This is a genomic window from Ancylobacter sp. G4_0304 (assembly GCF_047501495.1).
Classification (GTDB): Bacteria; Pseudomonadota; Alphaproteobacteria; order Rhizobiales; family Xanthobacteraceae; genus Ancylobacter.
Genome location: NZ_JAZDRM010000001.1, coordinates 200,500 through 216,552, shown reverse-complemented (window position 1 = coordinate 216,552; position 16,053 = coordinate 200,500). Strand labels below are relative to the sequence as shown.

Below are 16,053 nucleotides of genomic sequence, written 5' to 3'. Positions count from 1 at the left end.
GATGCTGCGCTATATCATCCGCCGCATCCTGATCATGATCCCGACGCTGCTGGTCACCAGCGCGCTCATCTTCACGGTGATGCAGCTTCCGCCCAGCGACTATTTCGAGACCTACGTCGCCGAAATGGCCGCGCAGGGCGAGAAGGCGGATATGAGCCGCATCGAGTTCCTCAAGCGCGAATATGGCTTCGACCGGCCGCCGGTCGAGCGCTATTTCCACTGGATCGCCGGCTTCGTGCAGGGCGATTTCGGCTATTCCTTCGAGTATGAGATGCCGGTGCGCGACGTGGTGGGCGAGCGCCTCAGCCTTACCATCCTCGTCTCGTTCTGCACCATCCTGATGACCTGGCTGGTGGCGTTTCCCATCGGGATCTATTCGGCGACGCATCAATATAGCTGGGCCGATTACGGGCTCACCTTCATCGGGCTGATCGGAATCGCGATCCCGCACTTCCTGCTCGCGCTGATCTTCATGTATTTCGCCAATGTCTGGTTCGGCCTGTCGATCGGTGGGCTGATGGACCCGGCCTATTTCAACGAGCCGATGAGCTGGGACAAGGCGAAGTCCATCCTCGCCCATCTGTGGATCCCGGTGCTGATCATCGGGGCGGGCGGAACCGGCTCCATGGTGCGCGCCATCCGCGCCAACCTGCTCGATGAATTGCAGAAACAGTACTACGTCACGGCGAAGGCCAAGGGCTTGCCGCCGGGCAAGGCTCTGCGCAAATACCCGCTGCGCATGTCGCTCAACTTCTTCGTCTCGCATATCGGCGATGTGCTGCCGACTCTGGTCTCGGGTTCGGAACTGACCGCCGTGGTGCTGTCGCTCCAGACCGTCGGCCCGCTGCTGCTGCGCGCGCTGCAAAGCCAGGACATGTATCTGGCCGGCTCGTTCCTCCTGTTCCTGTCCTGCATGACCGTGGTTGGCGTGCTGATCTCGGACATCGCCTTGGCCTTTCTCGATCCGCGCATCCGGCTGCAGGGGGGCTCCTCGAAATGAGCATGCCTCCCGCTCCCGCCGCCGGCCTCGTCCTGCCGCCGCCCGGCGCACCGCTGCCGCATTTCGTGGCGGATGGTCCGTTCGACCCGGCGGCCATGGAGCCGATGACCAAGCAGCAGGAGAAGGTTTACCTCGCCTCCCAGCTCACGCTGATGTGGTGGAAGTTCAAGCGCCACCGCATCGCGCTGGCCTCCGGCATCTTCCTCGCCGTGCTCTATGTCTCGATCCTGTTCTGCGAATTCCTCGCCCCTTACGACGATCAGTCCCGGCACACCGACTTCATCCGCTCCCCGCCGCAGGCGATCCACCTGTTCCATGACGGGGCGTTCGTCGGGCCGTTCACCTACGGGCTGAACTACCATCTCGACATGAAGAAGCTCCGCCGCGACTACAGCGAGGACACGGCCCGGATCTACCCGGTGCGGTTCTTCTGCCGGGGCGAGCCCTACAAGTTCTGGGGCCTGATCGAGGGCAGCCTGCGCCTGATGTGTCCGGGCGAGGGCGGCACGCTGTTCCTGCTTGGCACCGACCGGCTCGGGCGCGACATGCTCTCGCGCATGATCTACGGCGCGCGCATCTCGCTGACCATCGGCCTGATCGGCGTCAGCGTCTCCTTCGCGCTCGGCATCATCATCGGCGGTCTGGCCGGCTATTATGGCGGGCTGTTCGATCTCGTCGTGCAGCGGGTGATCGAGGTGGTGCAGTCGCTGCCGCACATCCCGCTCTGGCTGGCGCTCTCGGCCGTGATGCCGCCGACCTGGAGCCCGCTGGTGGTCTATTTCGGCATCACCATCATTCTCGGCCTGATGGACTGGACCGGGCTTGCCCGCGCGGTGCGTTCCAAGCTCTTGTCGCTGCGCGAGGATGATTATGTGGTCGCCGCCCAGCTCATGGGAGCGGGCACGCCGCGCGTGGTGTTCCGCCATCTGGTGCCCGGCTTCATGAGCCATCTCATCGCCATGGCGACCATCGCGATCCCCAGCATGATCCTTGGTGAGACCGCCCTGTCCTTCCTCGGCCTCGGCCTGCGCCCGCCGATCACCTCCTGGGGCGTGATGCTGAACGAGGCGCAGAACATCAACATCGTCGTGCTCTATCCCTGGCTGATCCTGCCGGTGGTGCCGGTGATCGCGGTGATCCTCGCCTTCAATTTCCTCGGCGACGGCATGCGCGACGCGGCCGACCCCTATCGCTGAGCCCGGCGTTCCAACCGCGAGACGACATGCGTTCGATTTCCCGTCTTGAGAAGACCCTGTTCCGCCTCCAGTCGCAGCAGGCCTGCCTCGCCTATGCCTTCGCCGAAATTGCGGGGCGGCCCGGTCCGGTGGTGGAGCTGGGCCTCGGGCTGGGGCGCACCTTCGACCATCTGCGCCGCCATTTGCCGGAGCGCGACATCCACGTTTTCGACCGGGTGAACCGCGCTTATGAGGATTGCCAGCCCGACCCGGCCTTCCTTCATCTCGGCGAGATCGAAGAGACGCTGCCGGCACTCGCGGACCAGCTTGCCGGCAAAGTCGTGCTGGCCAATTCCGACCTCGGCTCGCATGACCGCGAACTGAACCGCATTGTGGCCGCCATGTCGGCGCGCCTCTTGCCGCCGGTCATGGCGCCGGGCAGCATCGTGATGTCCGACCTGCCGCTGCCGCTCGACGACTTCCAGAGCGTGCCGCTGCCGCCTGGCGCGCTCGAGGGCAGCTATTACCTCTACCGCGCCCCAGCCTGAACCAGCACGTCCCGTGCGCTGACGAAGCGCACGACGCCGGAGGCGGCGAGGCGTTCCATCACTTCGTCGAGCAGCCGGTCGATCCAGCCATCATGCACCAGATGATGGGTCAGCAGGCCGATCGGCTCCAGTTCGCCCGGCGCAGCAGCAAGCTCTTCCTCGACAAGGCGCGCCAGCTCATGGGCGAGCTTGGCCTCTTCGACGAGGCCACCACCCTGTTTCCAGGCGATCGGGTCCCAATGGGTGTTGATCTGGGTGAGGCCGGGGATCGCTTCCGAGCGACGCGTGAAGGTGGAGAGGCCGGTGAAGCCCTGCGCCGGCAGCGCCGCCGATATGGCCGGTGCGACGCGGTTCCAGGGCGGTACGAACAGCGGCACGGTCCGTTCCCCGAACATTTCGCGCAGCCGGGCGAGCCCCGCGCCCGCTTCCCCGGCGACCATCGCTAGCGGACGGTGGGAGCCGAACTCCGCCGCCTTCTCGCCGACGGGGGCGTAATTGGTGTGCGCCCAACCATGGACCAGCACGTCGACGTCGGGAGCCGCGCGCAGCCGCTCCACCAGCGCGGGGGTGGCGCGGGAGGGGATGACCGCGAGCCCGCCGGGCACGCCGAAGCGCTCGAACCGGGCGATCAGCGTGTCGAGCGCGGGCGTTGGCTCGATAGCATCGTCGTCGCGCCACCAGAATTCCAGCACCCGTCCCTCGGCCTCGGCCCGCGTCAGCGCGGCGTCGAGCCGGGCCCAGCCCTCGGTGGCGGCGCGTCGGCGGTCGATGCTCGCCGCGACATGCGCCGCCGTGCGGGCTGCGCCGTCGCGGCCGATGGCCGACCAGTCGGGACGTGGGGCCGCCAGCAGCTCGGTCGCCGCTCCTGCCAGCGCTTCCGGCGTCAGCGTCGCGGTCTCCAGGCCGCGCACCAGGCCGCGCCGTCCCAACTCGCCGGCGCGAATCCCCTGTTCGCGTTCACCGCCTTCGGCGAAGGGCACGAGAATGGCGCGGGCATTGGCGGCGGCGAGGTCAAGCACGGTGTTGTAGCCGGCCTGACTGATCGAAAGCGCGGCCCGTCCCAGCAGCGCGGGAAAGTCCGGTCGCGCACGCTCGACGATCACGTTGGCCGGCGCGCCGTTATGCAACCGCTCGAAGCTCTCCGCCGGCACGCCCGCGCCGACCAGCAGCCGCCAGCGCATCTCCGGCATCAGCCGCGCCGCGCGTAGAGCGTTTGCGGAGAGCGGCAGGCCGGCGGCCGAGCCGCCCCCGGAGACGATGATCTCGCCCGCACCCTCGGTGTCGCCATCCGGGAAACTGCGAGACCCATCATGGACATAGCCGGTTTCCAGCACCCGGCGCAGCACCGCGCGGCTTGCCGGCCAGGAGGCGTCGAGCGGCACGACCTGTGAAGCGCCGTGGAACAGGATGCCGTCATAGAAGGCGGCGAGCCGCGCCTCGGCCTCCTCCGCCCGGCCGGGCTTCGAGGGGGGGTTCAGCACGTCGCGGATCGAGCACAGGATCGCCGGACGATCGGCCCGAGCATGGGCACGTTCCAGCAGGACGAGGAACTCGTCCGCCAGCGTCCGCCGGCCGAAAGGGAACAGCTCGGTGATCAGTGCGTCCGGCTGCGCTTCCTCGAAGGCGGCGAGCAGCGCCTCGCGCCGGACGGTGAAATGGGCAGCATCCGCCACCACGTCAGGCGCCTGATAGAGCGTTGAAAAATCGCTGCCGACGCAATGCACCGGGGGGAGTTGCACCAGCGTGCAGCCCTCGATGTTCACCGTTTCCGCCGGACGCCCGCCGGAGACCAGCGTCACCAACCAGCCTTGGCGCGCCATCTCGCGTCCCACAGCCGCCATGCGTGCCAGATGCCCAATGCCGAGCAGGTGGGTGACCACGATCATCACGCGGGGCGGGCGGGTTTCGTTCATGCACGGTCTCCGGGAACGGCAATGCCGGCTTCACGCAGGGCCCGCGCCGCATGGTCGGCGGCAGCGGCCAATGTGCGCTCAGTCGCGATGAAGCGCGCGGCGGCGGCGCCCATCGACGTGCGGCGGGGCTCGTCATCGAGCAGGTCGGCGAGCGCCTGCGCATACGCCTCGACGTCGCCGGCAGGAATGAGGAGGCCGGTCTCGCCCACGCGCATAGTGTCGGGGATGCCACCATAGTCGCCGGCAAGGCAGGGTAGGCCATGGGCCTGCGCTTCGAGATAGACCGCACCGAACGCCTCGTTCACCCCTGGCCAGACGAAGAGGTCGGCGGTGGCGTAGAGCCGGCCGAGTGCGTTGCGGCCGCTCACCGCGCCGAGGAAGGAGACGCGGCTGCCGAACGGCGCGAGGGCGGCCTCGACCGCGGCCCGCGCCGGGCCGTCGCCGACGACGGCGAGCGTCCAGTCGCGATTACCGATCCGAGCCAGCGCCTGCGCAAGCTGGCGATAGGAGGCGAGCTTGTCGCCTGGACGCATCATTGCCACCGTGATCAGCCGGCGGCCGGAGTCCGCGCGTGGCGCGCCGGCTTGGGGCCATTCCGTGAGGTCGAGAAACGGTTTCAGATCCGTGACGCTCTGGCCGGGCGGCTTCAGCCGTTCCAGCGTTTCGCGGTCGTTTTCGGTCGGAGCCAGCACCAGGCGGGCGGCGTCGATCGCCTGTTCGGCGAGAAAATGCCCGTGCGCGAATGGGCCAATGGCGCGCTTGGGGGCACGCGAGGCTTCGGCTACGACGTAAGGTACGCCCAGTCTTCGCGCGAGGGCCGGGCCGATCAGGTCGGGAGCCTTGTAGTAGACATGGTAGGCGAAAACCAGCGCCACCGGCGCGTCCACCGTCTCCCGTGCCAGCCGCTCCACCTCATCAACCGCCGCCGCTTCCAGTGCCGCCCAGCGTTCCGGGGCCGGGGTCGCGGCATAGGTGCGCAGTTCCGAGGCAAGCGTCACCTCGTAGCCGAGCGTCGCAAGCAGCTTCATGAACAGCCGCGCCATGGTGCGCTCGCCTGAGGGCACGGGATGGTCGGGCGGCTTCAGGGGCGCGAGGAACAGGCAGCGCACGGCTGTCAGCCTGCCGCCACGGGTCGGGTATCGCCCGCTTCCGGCATCTGCGCCGCGAGCAACGTGTCCATCCGGTCGATGCCGGCCTCGAAGCTGAAATCGGCGACCAGCCGGGCATAAGCGGCAGCGCCGAGCCGTTCGCGCAGCACCGGGTCGGCAATGGCGAGCGCCAGCGCGTCGCTGAGCGCCGGAGCGTCGCCCGGGGGAACCAGAAGGCCGTTCACGCCGTCGTCGACGAATTCCGGCACGCCGGCGAACAGGGTCGAGACGATGGGCAGCGCCTGCGTCGCCGCTTCCATGATGACATTGGGCAGGCCGTCGCGGTCGCCGTCCGCCGCGGGGCGGCTCGGAAGCACGAACAGGTCGGCGTCGCGCAGCGCCGCGACCACCGCACCCTGCGCCTGGCTGCCGCGCCATTCGATGCGCTCGGCGATGCCGGCCTGAGCCGCGCGCGCCTTCAGCTTGTCCACCAGCGGGCCGGTGCCGATATGCACCAGTCGCCAGTTGAGTGTGTCGGGAAACCGGCCGAGCGCGTCGATCAGCACGTCGAGCCCCTTCTTTTCCACCGCACGCCCGACGCAAACGATGCGAACCGGGTCATCGGCTCGCGTGCCGTCGCGGGCGGGGCGGATGGCGGGTGGGTTGGGAAACCGCGACAGGTCGAGCCCGTGATAGACCAGTTCCACCCGGCTCCCCGCCGCGCCGGAGACGCGACGCAGTTCCTTCCAACCATCGGCGGTGCAGGTCACGCCGAAACGGGAATCGGCGATCTTCTCGGCCCGCTCCCAGTCCGGCGTGGTCCAGATGTCCTTGGCATGGGCGGAAAACGAGAAGCTGCGCCCGGTCAGCAACGCGGCATAGCGCGTGACGGAGGCCGGCGTGTGCAGAAAGTGCACATGCAGATGGGTGATGGCCGGGTCCAGCTCCTGCGCCAGCACGCAGGCCTGGCCGAAGCGGCGCAGCCGGTTCGGCGTCGGGTCACGCCTCAGGTCGCGCAGGAACACCGGCAGTAGCGCCCGCCAATCGAGACGTCGGAAGGCATGCACCGTGGCGCGCAGCACGCGCAGCGGGGCGTCATGGAGATATTCCGGCAGGTAGAACAGCCGCGCCGTGATCGCCTCGTGCATCGGGTGGTGGTAGCGGTCGGTCGGGCGGCGCAGCGACCAGATATCGAAGACGAAGCCTCGCCGCTCCAGCTCCAGGATTTCCTGGGCGATGAAGGTCTCCGACAGGCGCGGGTAGCCCTTCAGCACGATCGCGATGCGAGGCTTTTCGGCGAGTGTGGAGGCTCCCTCGGGGGAGCCGGTCGGGCGCTCCGGCGCCGCTGGCGCGAGCAAGGTCAGCCTCCGACGCCGCTCGCCGCGCTCGCCGTTTTGGCCGAGGGCTCGATATGGGGGGCGAGATGGCTGGAGATGCGCGCCAGCCCGTCGAGCAGGCCGGGCATCGCCGCTTCCGAGGGACGCTTCTGGTCGGCAAGCGCCGTGAGCGCCCGGGCCATCACCAGCGGGTCGCGCAAGGTGGCGCCCGTCTCCATCGGGTCGGCGAGCATGCGCACCAGGCCGAGCTCGGCGGCGCGGGCGGCACGGATGGTCTGTTCGAGCCGGGGGCGCGAGCGCGGCACCAGAAGCGCCGGCTTATCGAAGGACAGGATCTCGCAGAACGTGTTGTAGCCGCCCATGGCGACCACCGCCGAGGCACGGTTCATCAGCCGCTCGATCTTGGGATCGAACATGATGGTGTCGATCTTGGGCAGCCGGTCGATGCGGGCCATGAAATTGGCGCGCTGGGTATTGGACAGGAACGGGCCGAAGGCGATCACCGAGGGCAGGGGGATGCCGGGATCGGCCTCATAGGCCGAAATCACCCAGTCGATCAGCCCCGCACCGTCGGCGCCGCCGCCGGTGGTGACGAGGATGAACGGCTCCTTGGTCGAGCGCGGGTAGCGCATCGAGGCGATGCCGCCGGGCACGGAGCGGCGCAGATAGCCGGTATAGACGATGCGCGAGCGCATCTCGGCGGGCAGCGGGATGCCGTCGAGCGGGCGATAGAACTCTTCCGGGCCGTAGACCAGCACGTCGTCGTAATGGTCGGTCATGACGCGGATGGCGCCCTTGTCGTGCCATTCGGAGCGGATGATCTCCGGCCCGTCCAACACGTCGCGAATGCCGATGATGCGCCGCGTGCCCATATTGCCCATCAGCTTGAGCGAGGGCACTAGCTCGCCGCGGAAGCCGGCGGGCTCCTTGTCGGCGATGAAGATGTCCGGGCGGAATGCCTCGGCGGTCTGGCGGATCAGCTGTTCGCGGATCGCGGTGACCTCGGCCACATCGAGGCGCAGCGTGGCGCTGGCATAGTCGCCGTTCTCGCTCTTGGCGATGCCGGGTACGTGCACGAAGTCGATGCCGGGCGCGAAGTTGAAGCTGCCGGCGAGCGAAGAGCCGGAGATGATGAGAACGGACAGGTTGCCATGTGCCGCCACCAGCGCATTGGCGATGGCGCGCGTCCGCCGGATGTGCCCGAGCCCGTAGGTGTCGTGGCTGTACATCAGGATACGCGGAGTCGCATTGCCCTGCCGAGCAGCCTCTGGAACCGGCGGGGCGGGACTGCGAGAGAATTCCATTCAACTATCCACTTGGCGAACGCGGCGCCGCTCAAGCCAGTGACCTGGATTGTGCGGGCGGCACTCCACGGGCAAAGGCGCGTGATGGTAAGACGAGGGCATCGATACTGTCGAGACAGTCTAACCTGCTACCGGGTTTTTCGCGCCTGCGATATGTGGCCGACGTACATGGCTGTTAATTTGCTGATCTTTCGGGAAAAATCCCTCTCCGCGCTCCGAGGGGCGTGCCGTCATGGCCGAAAAGTGAAGCCGACGTCCACCAAAATGCCCAGCGGGCATATGTCAGGAGCCCTCGGGCATCGTCCGAGCGGTCACGGCCGATGGCGCGGAACGGGCCACCTGACTGCGGCCGCACCCTTTCGGGAATGAGCGTCAGCGAGCCGCGCCCTTGCGGGTGAACACGTCGGCCAGGCGCTCGCCATCAGCCAGCCTGCTGATGCGGCACCAGTGGGCGCAGCGTCCCGGCGCCTCGTGCACGGCGAGAACGTCGACGGCGATACGCTCGCCGATCTCGATATTGCCGTAGAACACGATGTCGCGCGCCAGCGTCGGCAGGGCCTGCACCTCGTCGCCCAGCAGCTCCCATTCCGCCCGGTCGACCAGCGCCTGGAACGACGCGAAATAGAGGAATTCCGCACCGTTGAAATCCTGCCGGGGGCAGGGGCGTGTGACGAGGCGGCGGGGCTCCCCTCCAATCAGCGCCTCGTGGCGCGAGAAGCCGAAATGCCGGTCCCAGTCGTCACGACGCAGGCGGGCGGCGAGGGCGGCGGTGTCGGCCGGCTCGAAGCGCGCCGGCTCGGGGAACAGATCGAGCGCGAGGCGCGCGGCGGAGCGGTTGCGCCCCGGCACCGCGCGCTTCACGAACACCGAGCACAGCTCCATCCGTCCCACCATCCGCCCACCGCTGGTTAACTCGTGGCGGCTGACGAACTGGGTGCGCGAGGCGCGGACCAGCGAGGAGGCGATAGCCAGTCGATCGTTTTCGCGCAAGGAATCCAGCGCGGCTTCGCTGAGGCTGGCGGCGCAGAAGGCGGCGTAGACCGGGGCGCCGTCGGCGTCGCGGAAATCCGGCACCGGCCGGCCCGCCAGGCGGGCGAGCATCTGCCAGTGGCGATGCCCCAGCTCCTTCATCAGCCAGGTCTCGGACAGGCCGCCGAGGCTGAGATGCGGCATGCCGAGGATGAGCGCCTCGCCGGACGCGCCCGGCAGATCGAGGCGCATCGTCAGGTCCTGCGGGGAGACGGCGAGGTTCATTCCGGTCTCCTTCAGCCGGCGGCTTGAAGCGGCGTGGGCCGTTCCAGCCGCGCGGCCATGTGGTCGACGATGAAGGCGGCGTCGCGCCCGACGCTGCCGAAGCGGCCGGAGCCCCAGGTGTGCAGCCAGGGCAGGCCGATGAAGTAGACGCCCTCCACCCCGGTCACGCCGCGCGTATGCACCGGGTGGCCGGCGCCGTTGAACACGGGGGCGTCGAGCCAGCGGAAATCCGGCTGGAAGCCGATGCACCAGATGACCGCTGAAATCCCCGAGCCCTCCAGCGTCAGGCGCGGGCGCTCGCCTTCGGGGCGCCAGACCGGCTCATAGACCGACGGCGGCGGGGCCTCGATGTTGTTCTCGGCGATGTGCTTGTCGATGGCGGCGTTGATGCCGTTATAGGTGCGGTCGGCGTCGTCCAGCGCCTGGGTCAGGTTGCTGTCGAAGATCAGCTCCTGTCCGTCATAGTCGCGCAGCACGCCATAGAGCTCCATGCCCTCGCGCGCGAATCTGCGCAGGTCGATGTCGCGCCCGCCATCGCGGCCGGTGACGTAATGGTTGGTGTTGTCGCGCACGCCCTCGCGTAGCGGGTGCTGGTCGACCGACATGTCGTAATAGCCCATGTCGGCGAGCCAGGTGACGACGTCGCGGCCGCGATAGAAGCGGGCGCAGCGCGGGGCGTTGCCGACCGCGAGATAGACCTTGCGGCCGGCGAGGTGCAGGTCCTCGGCGATCTGCGCGCCGGACTGGCCGGAGCCCACCACCAGCACCGCGCCTTCGGGGAGCTGCTGGGGGTTGCGATATTGGGCGGAATGGATCTGAGCGATGGCGCCGGGCAGCCGCTCGGCCATGCGCGGCACCACGGGCTGGTGATAGCCGCCGGAGGCCACCACCACCTTGTCGGCGGTGTAGCTGCCGTCCGAGGTCGCGACCTCGAACCCGCCCTGCGCGCGCTTTGCAACACGGGTGACGGTAACACCCTCGTGGATCGGCGGGGCCACAGTGGCGCGGAAGCCGGCGAGATAGGCGACGATCTCGTCCTTCTTCATGAAGCCGTCGGGATCAGGCCCGGCATAGGGATGGCCCGGCAGATCGCACTGCCAGTTCGGCGTGACGAGGCAAAAATTGTCCCAGCGCTGCGTCGCCCAGGCGTGCATCGCCCGGTGCTTCTCCAGCACCAGATGATCGATGCCGCGCTGTTGGAGGTGATAGCTGGTGGACAGGCCGGCCTGCCCGCCGCCGACGATGAGAACGGGGATGTGGGGAGGCGTGCTGGGGGAGGTCATGGCGGTGTCTCCGGCGTTCACTCGTCGAAGGCTTCGACGGTCACGCGAGGTTCGGGTGCGTTTGAGAAGCGCTTCGCCGCCGCCTCGATGCGGGCGAGCTGGCCGAGCGCGAGCGAGCAGGGGTGGCCGTAGCGCGCCTTGACGCGCTCGCTGGCGATGCTGAGTGCGGTGCGGCTGCGCGCGAGGAAGTCGTCGAGCCCGTAACTCTCTCCGGGCGTGAGATAATCCTTGATGACCAGCGAGGGCGAGTAGCAGCGCTCGGGGGTGCCATCGGGCCAGCGGATATGAAAGTTCATCTCAGGCATAGGCGTTCTCCCGCAGCCGGGCATAGGTGGCGACATGGGCGCGGGCGGTGTCGGCCCAGTCGTGGCGGCGCGCTGTGAGGGGGCCGCGGCGGCGCAGACGCGCAGCGAGCGCGGGGGTCAGCGCGGTCGCCATGGCGTTGGCGATCGAGCCGGCATGGAACGGGTCGCACCACACCACGTCCTCGTCGGCGAGGTGCTCGGTGAAGGGCGCGACATGGGAGACCACGACCGGCACGCCGCTCGCCATCGCCTCCAGCACGACAAGGCCAAAGCCTTCTTTTATCGAGGGAAAAGCAAGGAGGTCGGCGAGGCGGTAGAGCGTGGGCATGTCGGCTTGCGCCAGCGGGCCGGTCTCGATCACCGCGTGGGCGGGCAGGCCGAGCGCCTTGAGGCGGGCGAAGAATTCCGTTCGATAGGCTTCGTGATCGAGCACGGTGGCGCCGCCGGCGATGACGAGCTGTGCCTGCGGGTGCAGGACATGGAACTGGGCGAAGGCTTCCAGCAGCCGTAGCGTGTTCTTACGCGCTTCGATGCCGCCGACACTGAGGATCACCGGGCCGGCACCGAGGCCGAGGCGGGCGCGCAGGGCGGGTTCGCTGCCGTCCCGCTCGGGCGAGAAACGGGCGATGTCGACGCCATTGCCGACCACGACAGGCGCGAGCCCGTAGCGTTCGCCGAGCTCGGCCTGCCACATGCGGCTGACGGTGAAATGGGCGTCGGCTTCCACGATGGCGCGGTGCTGGAGCGCGGAGAGCCGGGCGCAGGAGAAGTCGTCGACATGATGCACGGTGCGGGCGAAACGCGTGATCAATCCGCGATTCTTCAGCGTTGCCAACGCATTGCCGGAAATGCCGTCCTGGGCGTGGAACACGTCGAAGCGGCGGTTTCCGGGGCGCTCGAAATGGCGGACGTAATCGGCGATCCGGGTCTCGACCATTTCGGTCATGCCGCCGCTGAACGGGGTGGCCTCGACGCTCATCACGCCGCAGCGGGCCGGGCGGAAGAATCCCGTGCCCTTGGCATCGGGCGCGTGGACCACTGGATCGTGGCCGAGATCGGTCAGCGCTTCGGCGAGTTCCAGTGCATGGACCACGCCGCCGCGCGGATTTGTGGAATGGGTGAGGATGGCGATGCGCAGCCGGTTCATGCCGCCTGCTCCCCAACCTGCGGCCCGCAGCCGAGCAGGGCCCGCTCGGTAAGGTCCCAGACCAGCTCCGTGGCCCGCCGATCGGCCACAGTGACCCGCCGATCGGCGGTTATGGCGCCGATATCGGCGGCGGCGATGCCGCGCTCGGCGAAAAGGCCGGTGACCTCGGCCACATTCTCGGGGCGGACCGCGAGCAGGTAGCCGAAGCTCGGAAATGTCATCAGCCAGCGCGCGGGGTCGACGCCCTCCGGCGCGGGTATGGCGGCGAGGTCGATGGCGAGGCCGACACCGGAGCCTTCCGCGAGCATGGCGGCGGTGCCGACGATGCCGCCCTGCGAAATGTCCTTGGCCGCGCGCGACAGACCGGCCTCGGCGATGCGCGGCAGCAGCTCAAGGTCGCCCCGCAGCCGCTTGCCGGGAGCGTCGGTCGCCGCCTCCCAGTTGGAGAAGGGTTCGCGGTAGCGCCCGCGCAGATCGATGGCGGCGACCAGCCGCTCGCCCGGGCGGGCGTCGAAGGAGGTGAGCAGGCTCTTCGCGCGGCCGAGAATGGCGACCGAGAGCTGGCCGCGATCGGCCCGGATGTTGGTGTGGCCGCCGACTACGGGGACGCCGAAACGTTCGCAGGCGGCGCGCAGGCCGTCCAGCACCGGGGCGGCCTTGTCCTCGCCATCGGCCCACACCGCGTCGACCACGGCGAGCGGGCGACCGCCCATGGCCGCGATGTCGGAAATGTTGACCATCGCCCCGCACCAGCCGGCGAACCATGGATCGCCGGCGACAAACTCGTTCATGAAGCCTTCGATGGCGAACAGCAGGTAGCCGTCGCCGTCCGGGATCGCCGCGCAATCGTCGCCCACGGGTACAGTGCTCTGCCCGGATAGGCCGAGCCGGGCGGTGGCGGTGGCGATGTCGGCCTTGGCGCCGAGCGCGCGGCTCTCTCGCAGCATGCGGGCGAGGGCGGGGATGTCGAAGGGGCCCTGCATCATGCCGCCCTCCGGGTCGCGTCGCTGCGCGCATGGTTGCTGCGCGCATGGGCGTGGAAGCCGGTCTCGGCGTCGAAGATCGGGGGGTAATAGACAAGGTCCGCCTGCATCCGCAGATGCGGCAGGCCGTGCAGCTCGAATTCGTCCACGATGTTCCAGTGCAGGCGGCGGAACAGCGGGCCGTTCTGGCGCTGGACGTTGGCGAGGAACCGCGTGCAGCCGCGGGCATGGGCGGAGGAGACCGCCATGCGGATCAGCGCCGCGCCAAGCGCGCCGGCGGTGCGGTAGTCGCCCGCCACGGCGAGGCGCGAGCCCCACCACAGGCCGGGGTGCTCCTCATGGATGCGCACCGTGCCCACCACCTCGTCCGCCGCGACGCCGAGCATCGACAGCGCGACGATCGGGGTGGCGATGTCGTCGATCGCGTCGCGGTCGTCGCCGTCGAAAAGCCCCTGCTCCTCGCAGAACACGGCGCGGCGCAGGCGTGCGGCGCCGGCCCGCTCCCACGGGGCGGTGGCGTATTTCACGGTGAAGGCGCAGGCCCGGAACGGGCGTTCGGGCTCGAACATCATGAACAGGCCCTCGCGCCGGCGTTCTGCCGCTCATAGGTGGAGAGCGCCGAGCAGGCGCCGCATTTGGCGCAGCCGGCCTTGACGTCGATGGCCTTGAGACCCGTGGCGATCAGCATGCCGGAAAGCGGGCCGAGGATGGAATGCATGAAGGCCGGCGAAGGCGTCGGGTGGCTCTCCAGCGGCGTGCCGGAAATCGGCACGAACGGCACCACGAAGGGATAGACGCCGATGGCGGTGAGGCGACGGCAGATGTCGAGGATTTCTTCCCGCGTGTCGCCGAGCCCGGCGAGGATATAGGTCGAGACCTGCCCGCGCCCGAACACCGCGACCGCCGCCTCGAAGGCGGTGAAGTAGCGCGCCACCGAGACCTGAGCCTTGCCGGGCATGATGCGGTGGCGGACGGGTTCGGTGACCGCTTCCAGATGCATGCCGAGCGCATCGACGCCGGCCTCGCGCATGCGGGCGAACCACGCATCGTCGTCCGGCGGCTCGCATTGCGCCTGAATGGGAAGGGCGACTGCCGCCTTGATGGCCCGCACGCTCTCGGTGAGAATCGCCGCGCCGCGATCCTTGCCCGGCGGGGTGCCGGTGGTCATGACCATGTGCTTGACGCCGTCGAGTTCGACGGCCGCCTTGGCGACTTCCGCGAGCTGGGCCGGGGTCTTGCGCTCGATGGTGCGCCCGGCCGCCAGCGACTGGCCGATGGCGCAGAACTGGCAGGTCTTGGTGCGGCTCTGGTAGCGGACGCAGCTCTGCAGCACGGTGGTCGCCAGCACGTCGCGCCCGTGCAGCACCGCGATCTTGGAATAGGGGATGCCGTCGGCGGTGGTCAGGCGATAGAATTTCGGCTGCTGCGGGAACGAGACCTCGCCCAGCACCAGCCCCTCGCGACTGATGCGGGAGCGCCCATAGGCATCGGGCGCCTCGACCAGATAGGGGCTCTCGAAGGCCGGGGCGGTGTGGACGGGGACCATGACGGTCATGCCGTCAATGGTCATCGCCTTGTGGTCGGAAGGGCCTGCCCCGCCACGCCGGCTCTCGGCGCCGGCGCGCGGATCAACCAGCCTTACCCCGTAGGACTGCAATTCGTTGATCAGCCGTTCCGTCGGCAGCGGCTGAATCTCGCTGGTCAGGTCCATCGGTTTCATCGAGGTCGCTCCCGGCAAAAATGGGGAAGGTCTCCACGGCACGCATTGGCGCGGTCGGGCGGTTGTCGAGGTTCAGGCTGAGCAATTCGGGGCGGGCGTAATGGCCGACCGAATCCATCATCCGCTTGCGCTTGGTGATGAGGGACAGGTCGAGATCGGCGATCAGGATGCCTTCGCCGGAGGTGAGCGGGGGCACGACATGGCTGCCTTCGGGCGAGATGATCGCGGTCATGCAGCCGCCGGTGAGAGCCTTGCGCAGCCTCTCGTCGGGCGAGATGCGGGCGATCTGCTCGTCGGTGAGCCAGCCGGTGGAGTTGACCACGAAGCAGCCGCTCTCCAGCGCGTGGTGGCGGATCGTCACCTCGATCTGATCGGCGAAGATCGGCCCGACCAGCGAGCCGGGGAACTGCGCGACGTGGATTTCCTCGTGCTGGGCCATCAGCGCGTAGCGGGCAAGCGGGTTGTAGTGCTCCCAGCAGGCCAGCGCGCCGACGCGGCCGACGCTTGTGTCCACCACCTTGAGCCCGGCGCCGTCGCCCTGGCCCCAGATCATCCGCTCATGGAAGGTCGGGGTGATCTTGCGGCGCTTGAGCTTCAGCGAGCCGTCGGCGTCGAACACCAGCTGGGAGTTGTAGAGCGAGCCGTGGTCGCGCTCGTTGACGCCCAGCACCACCACCACGCCGAGCCGGCGGGCGCTCGCGGCAACCGCCTCCGTCACCGGGCCGGGCACCACGACGGCGTTCTCATAAAGCCGGAGATGCTCGGCGCCGGTGAGCACCGGGGGATAGACGAAGGAGAAATACGGGTACCAGGGCACGAAGGTCTCGGGGAAGACCACCAGGCCGGCGCCCTTGCCCGCCGCCTCGTCGAGCGCGGCGAGCACGCGGGTGAGCGTGCCTTCCAGGCTGTCGAGGTCCGGGGCGATCTGGACGGCGGCGGCGCGGACGATGCGCTTGGCCGTATCGATGCGCTTGGCAGTGTTGTCGGCCATGGCGG

General features: G+C 68.7%; 15 protein-coding genes. 3 read left to right on the top strand and 12 right to left on the bottom strand.

What is annotated here, in order from left to right; all coding sequences use genetic code 11:
- Position 1 precedes the first annotated feature (1 nt).
- From VRZ77_RS01030 to VRZ77_RS01020, 3 genes are read left to right on the top strand one after another with little or no spacing between them, the layout of a single operon-like run.
- Positions 2-1,000, top strand: coding sequence for an ABC transporter permease (locus VRZ77_RS01030; protein ID WP_414590844.1), 999 nt, complete (start codon positions 2-4; stop codon positions 998-1,000).
- A 2-nt stretch (positions 1,001-1,002) separates the two neighbouring features.
- On the top strand, positions 1,003-2,196 hold the full coding sequence (locus tag VRZ77_RS01025; protein WP_414590891.1) for an ABC transporter permease: 1,194 nt from the start codon (positions 1,003-1,005) through the stop codon (positions 2,194-2,196).
- A 26-nt stretch (positions 2,197-2,222) separates the two neighbouring features.
- On the top strand, positions 2,223-2,723 hold the full coding sequence (locus tag VRZ77_RS01020) for a class I SAM-dependent methyltransferase (RefSeq protein WP_414590843.1): 501 nt from the start codon (positions 2,223-2,225) through the stop codon (positions 2,721-2,723).
- On the opposite strand, the gene VRZ77_RS01015 is transcribed toward VRZ77_RS01020, so the two are convergent.
- The 12 genes from VRZ77_RS01015 to VRZ77_RS00960 all read right to left on the bottom strand — a co-directional run bounded on the left by VRZ77_RS01015 (position 2,705) and on the right by VRZ77_RS00960 (position 16,048).
- Positions 2,705-4,636, bottom strand: a complete 1,932-nt coding sequence (locus VRZ77_RS01015; protein ID WP_414590842.1) for a glycosyltransferase — start codon at positions 4,634-4,636, stop codon at positions 2,705-2,707. The genes VRZ77_RS01020 and VRZ77_RS01015 overlap by 19 nt on opposite strands.
- A complete protein-coding gene (locus VRZ77_RS01010) occupies positions 4,633-5,745 on the bottom strand; it encodes a glycosyltransferase family 4 protein (protein WP_414590841.1) in 1,113 nt (370 codons plus the stop codon). The genes VRZ77_RS01015 and VRZ77_RS01010 overlap by 4 nt, the downstream gene beginning before the upstream one ends.
- A 5-nt stretch (positions 5,746-5,750) precedes the next feature.
- A complete protein-coding gene (locus VRZ77_RS01005; protein WP_414590890.1) occupies positions 5,751-7,007 on the bottom strand; it encodes a glycosyltransferase family 4 protein in 1,257 nt (418 codons plus the stop codon).
- Between the two features lie 77 nt (positions 7,008-7,084).
- A complete protein-coding gene (locus VRZ77_RS01000) occupies positions 7,085-8,365 on the bottom strand; it encodes a glycosyltransferase family protein (RefSeq protein WP_414590840.1) in 1,281 nt (426 codons plus the stop codon).
- Positions 8,366-8,737: 372 nt separating this feature from the next.
- Positions 8,738-9,619: a Pnap_2097 family protein gene (locus VRZ77_RS00995; RefSeq protein ID WP_414590839.1), complete on the bottom strand. Its 882-nt coding sequence runs from the start codon at positions 9,617-9,619 to the stop codon at positions 8,738-8,740.
- An 11-nt stretch (positions 9,620-9,630) separates the two neighbouring features.
- Positions 9,631-10,902, bottom strand: a complete 1,272-nt coding sequence (locus VRZ77_RS00990) for an MSMEG_0569 family flavin-dependent oxidoreductase (protein WP_414590838.1) — start codon at positions 10,900-10,902, stop codon at positions 9,631-9,633.
- Between the two features lie 17 nt (positions 10,903-10,919).
- Positions 10,920-11,207 (bottom strand): MSMEG_0570 family nitrogen starvation response protein, encoded by a 288-nt coding sequence (locus tag VRZ77_RS00985; RefSeq protein ID WP_414590837.1) that lies wholly within the window; start codon positions 11,205-11,207, stop codon positions 10,920-10,922.
- Positions 11,200-12,354, bottom strand: a complete 1,155-nt coding sequence (locus VRZ77_RS00980) for an MSMEG_0565 family glycosyltransferase (protein ID WP_414590836.1) — start codon at positions 12,352-12,354, stop codon at positions 11,200-11,202. The genes VRZ77_RS00985 and VRZ77_RS00980 overlap by 8 nt, the downstream gene beginning before the upstream one ends.
- Positions 12,351-13,340: a sll0787 family AIR synthase-like protein gene (locus tag VRZ77_RS00975; protein WP_414590835.1), complete on the bottom strand. Its 990-nt coding sequence runs from the start codon at positions 13,338-13,340 to the stop codon at positions 12,351-12,353. Before VRZ77_RS00975 ends, VRZ77_RS00980 begins: the two co-directional genes overlap by 4 nt.
- On the bottom strand, positions 13,337-13,909 hold the full coding sequence (locus VRZ77_RS00970) for an MSMEG_0567/Sll0786 family nitrogen starvation N-acetyltransferase (RefSeq protein WP_414590834.1): 573 nt from the start codon (positions 13,907-13,909) through the stop codon (positions 13,337-13,339). The genes VRZ77_RS00975 and VRZ77_RS00970 overlap by 4 nt, the downstream gene beginning before the upstream one ends.
- Positions 13,906-15,048: an MSMEG_0568 family radical SAM protein gene (locus tag VRZ77_RS00965; RefSeq protein ID WP_414590889.1), complete on the bottom strand. Its 1,143-nt coding sequence runs from the start codon at positions 15,046-15,048 to the stop codon at positions 13,906-13,908. Before VRZ77_RS00965 ends, VRZ77_RS00970 begins: the two co-directional genes overlap by 4 nt.
- Positions 14,966-16,048, bottom strand: coding sequence for a Nit6803 family nitrilase (locus tag VRZ77_RS00960; RefSeq protein WP_414590833.1), 1,083 nt, complete (start codon positions 16,046-16,048; stop codon positions 14,966-14,968). Before VRZ77_RS00960 ends, VRZ77_RS00965 begins: the two co-directional genes overlap by 83 nt.
- Between the last annotated feature and the right edge of the window lie 5 nt (positions 16,049-16,053).

Excerpts from the sequence above, each read along its gene's own strand:
- VRZ77_RS00985 (WP_414590837.1), bottom strand. The coding sequence starts at position 11,207 with ATGCCTGAGATGAACTTTCATATCCGCTGGCCCGATGGCACCCCCGAG.
- VRZ77_RS00995 (WP_414590839.1), bottom strand. The coding sequence starts at position 9,619 with ATGAACCTCGCCGTCTCCCCGCAGGACCTGACGATGCGCCTCGATCTG.
- VRZ77_RS00980 (WP_414590836.1), bottom strand. The coding sequence starts at position 12,354 with ATGAACCGGCTGCGCATCGCCATCCTCACCCATTCCACAAATCCGCGC.
- VRZ77_RS00965 (WP_414590889.1), bottom strand. The coding sequence starts at position 15,048 with ATGGACCTGACCAGCGAGATTCAGCCGCTGCCGACGGAACGGCTGATC.
- VRZ77_RS00975 (WP_414590835.1), bottom strand. The coding sequence starts at position 13,340 with ATGATGCAGGGCCCCTTCGACATCCCCGCCCTCGCCCGCATGCTGCGA.
- VRZ77_RS00990 (WP_414590838.1), bottom strand. The coding sequence starts at position 10,902 with ATGACCTCCCCCAGCACGCCTCCCCACATCCCCGTTCTCATCGTCGGC.
- VRZ77_RS01000 (WP_414590840.1), bottom strand. The coding sequence starts at position 8,365 with ATGGAATTCTCTCGCAGTCCCGCCCCGCCGGTTCCAGAGGCTGCTCGG.
- VRZ77_RS01020 (WP_414590843.1), top strand. The coding sequence starts at position 2,223 with ATGCGTTCGATTTCCCGTCTTGAGAAGACCCTGTTCCGCCTCCAGTCG.
- VRZ77_RS01015 (WP_414590842.1), bottom strand. The coding sequence starts at position 4,636 with ATGAACGAAACCCGCCCGCCCCGCGTGATGATCGTGGTCACCCACCTG.
- VRZ77_RS00960 (WP_414590833.1), bottom strand. The coding sequence starts at position 16,048 with ATGGCCGACAACACTGCCAAGCGCATCGATACGGCCAAGCGCATCGTC.
- VRZ77_RS01030 (WP_414590844.1), top strand. The coding sequence starts at position 2 with ATGCTGCGCTATATCATCCGCCGCATCCTGATCATGATCCCGACGCTG.
- VRZ77_RS01025 (WP_414590891.1), top strand. The coding sequence starts at position 1,003 with ATGCCTCCCGCTCCCGCCGCCGGCCTCGTCCTGCCGCCGCCCGGCGCA.
- VRZ77_RS00970 (WP_414590834.1), bottom strand. The coding sequence starts at position 13,909 with ATGATGTTCGAGCCCGAACGCCCGTTCCGGGCCTGCGCCTTCACCGTG.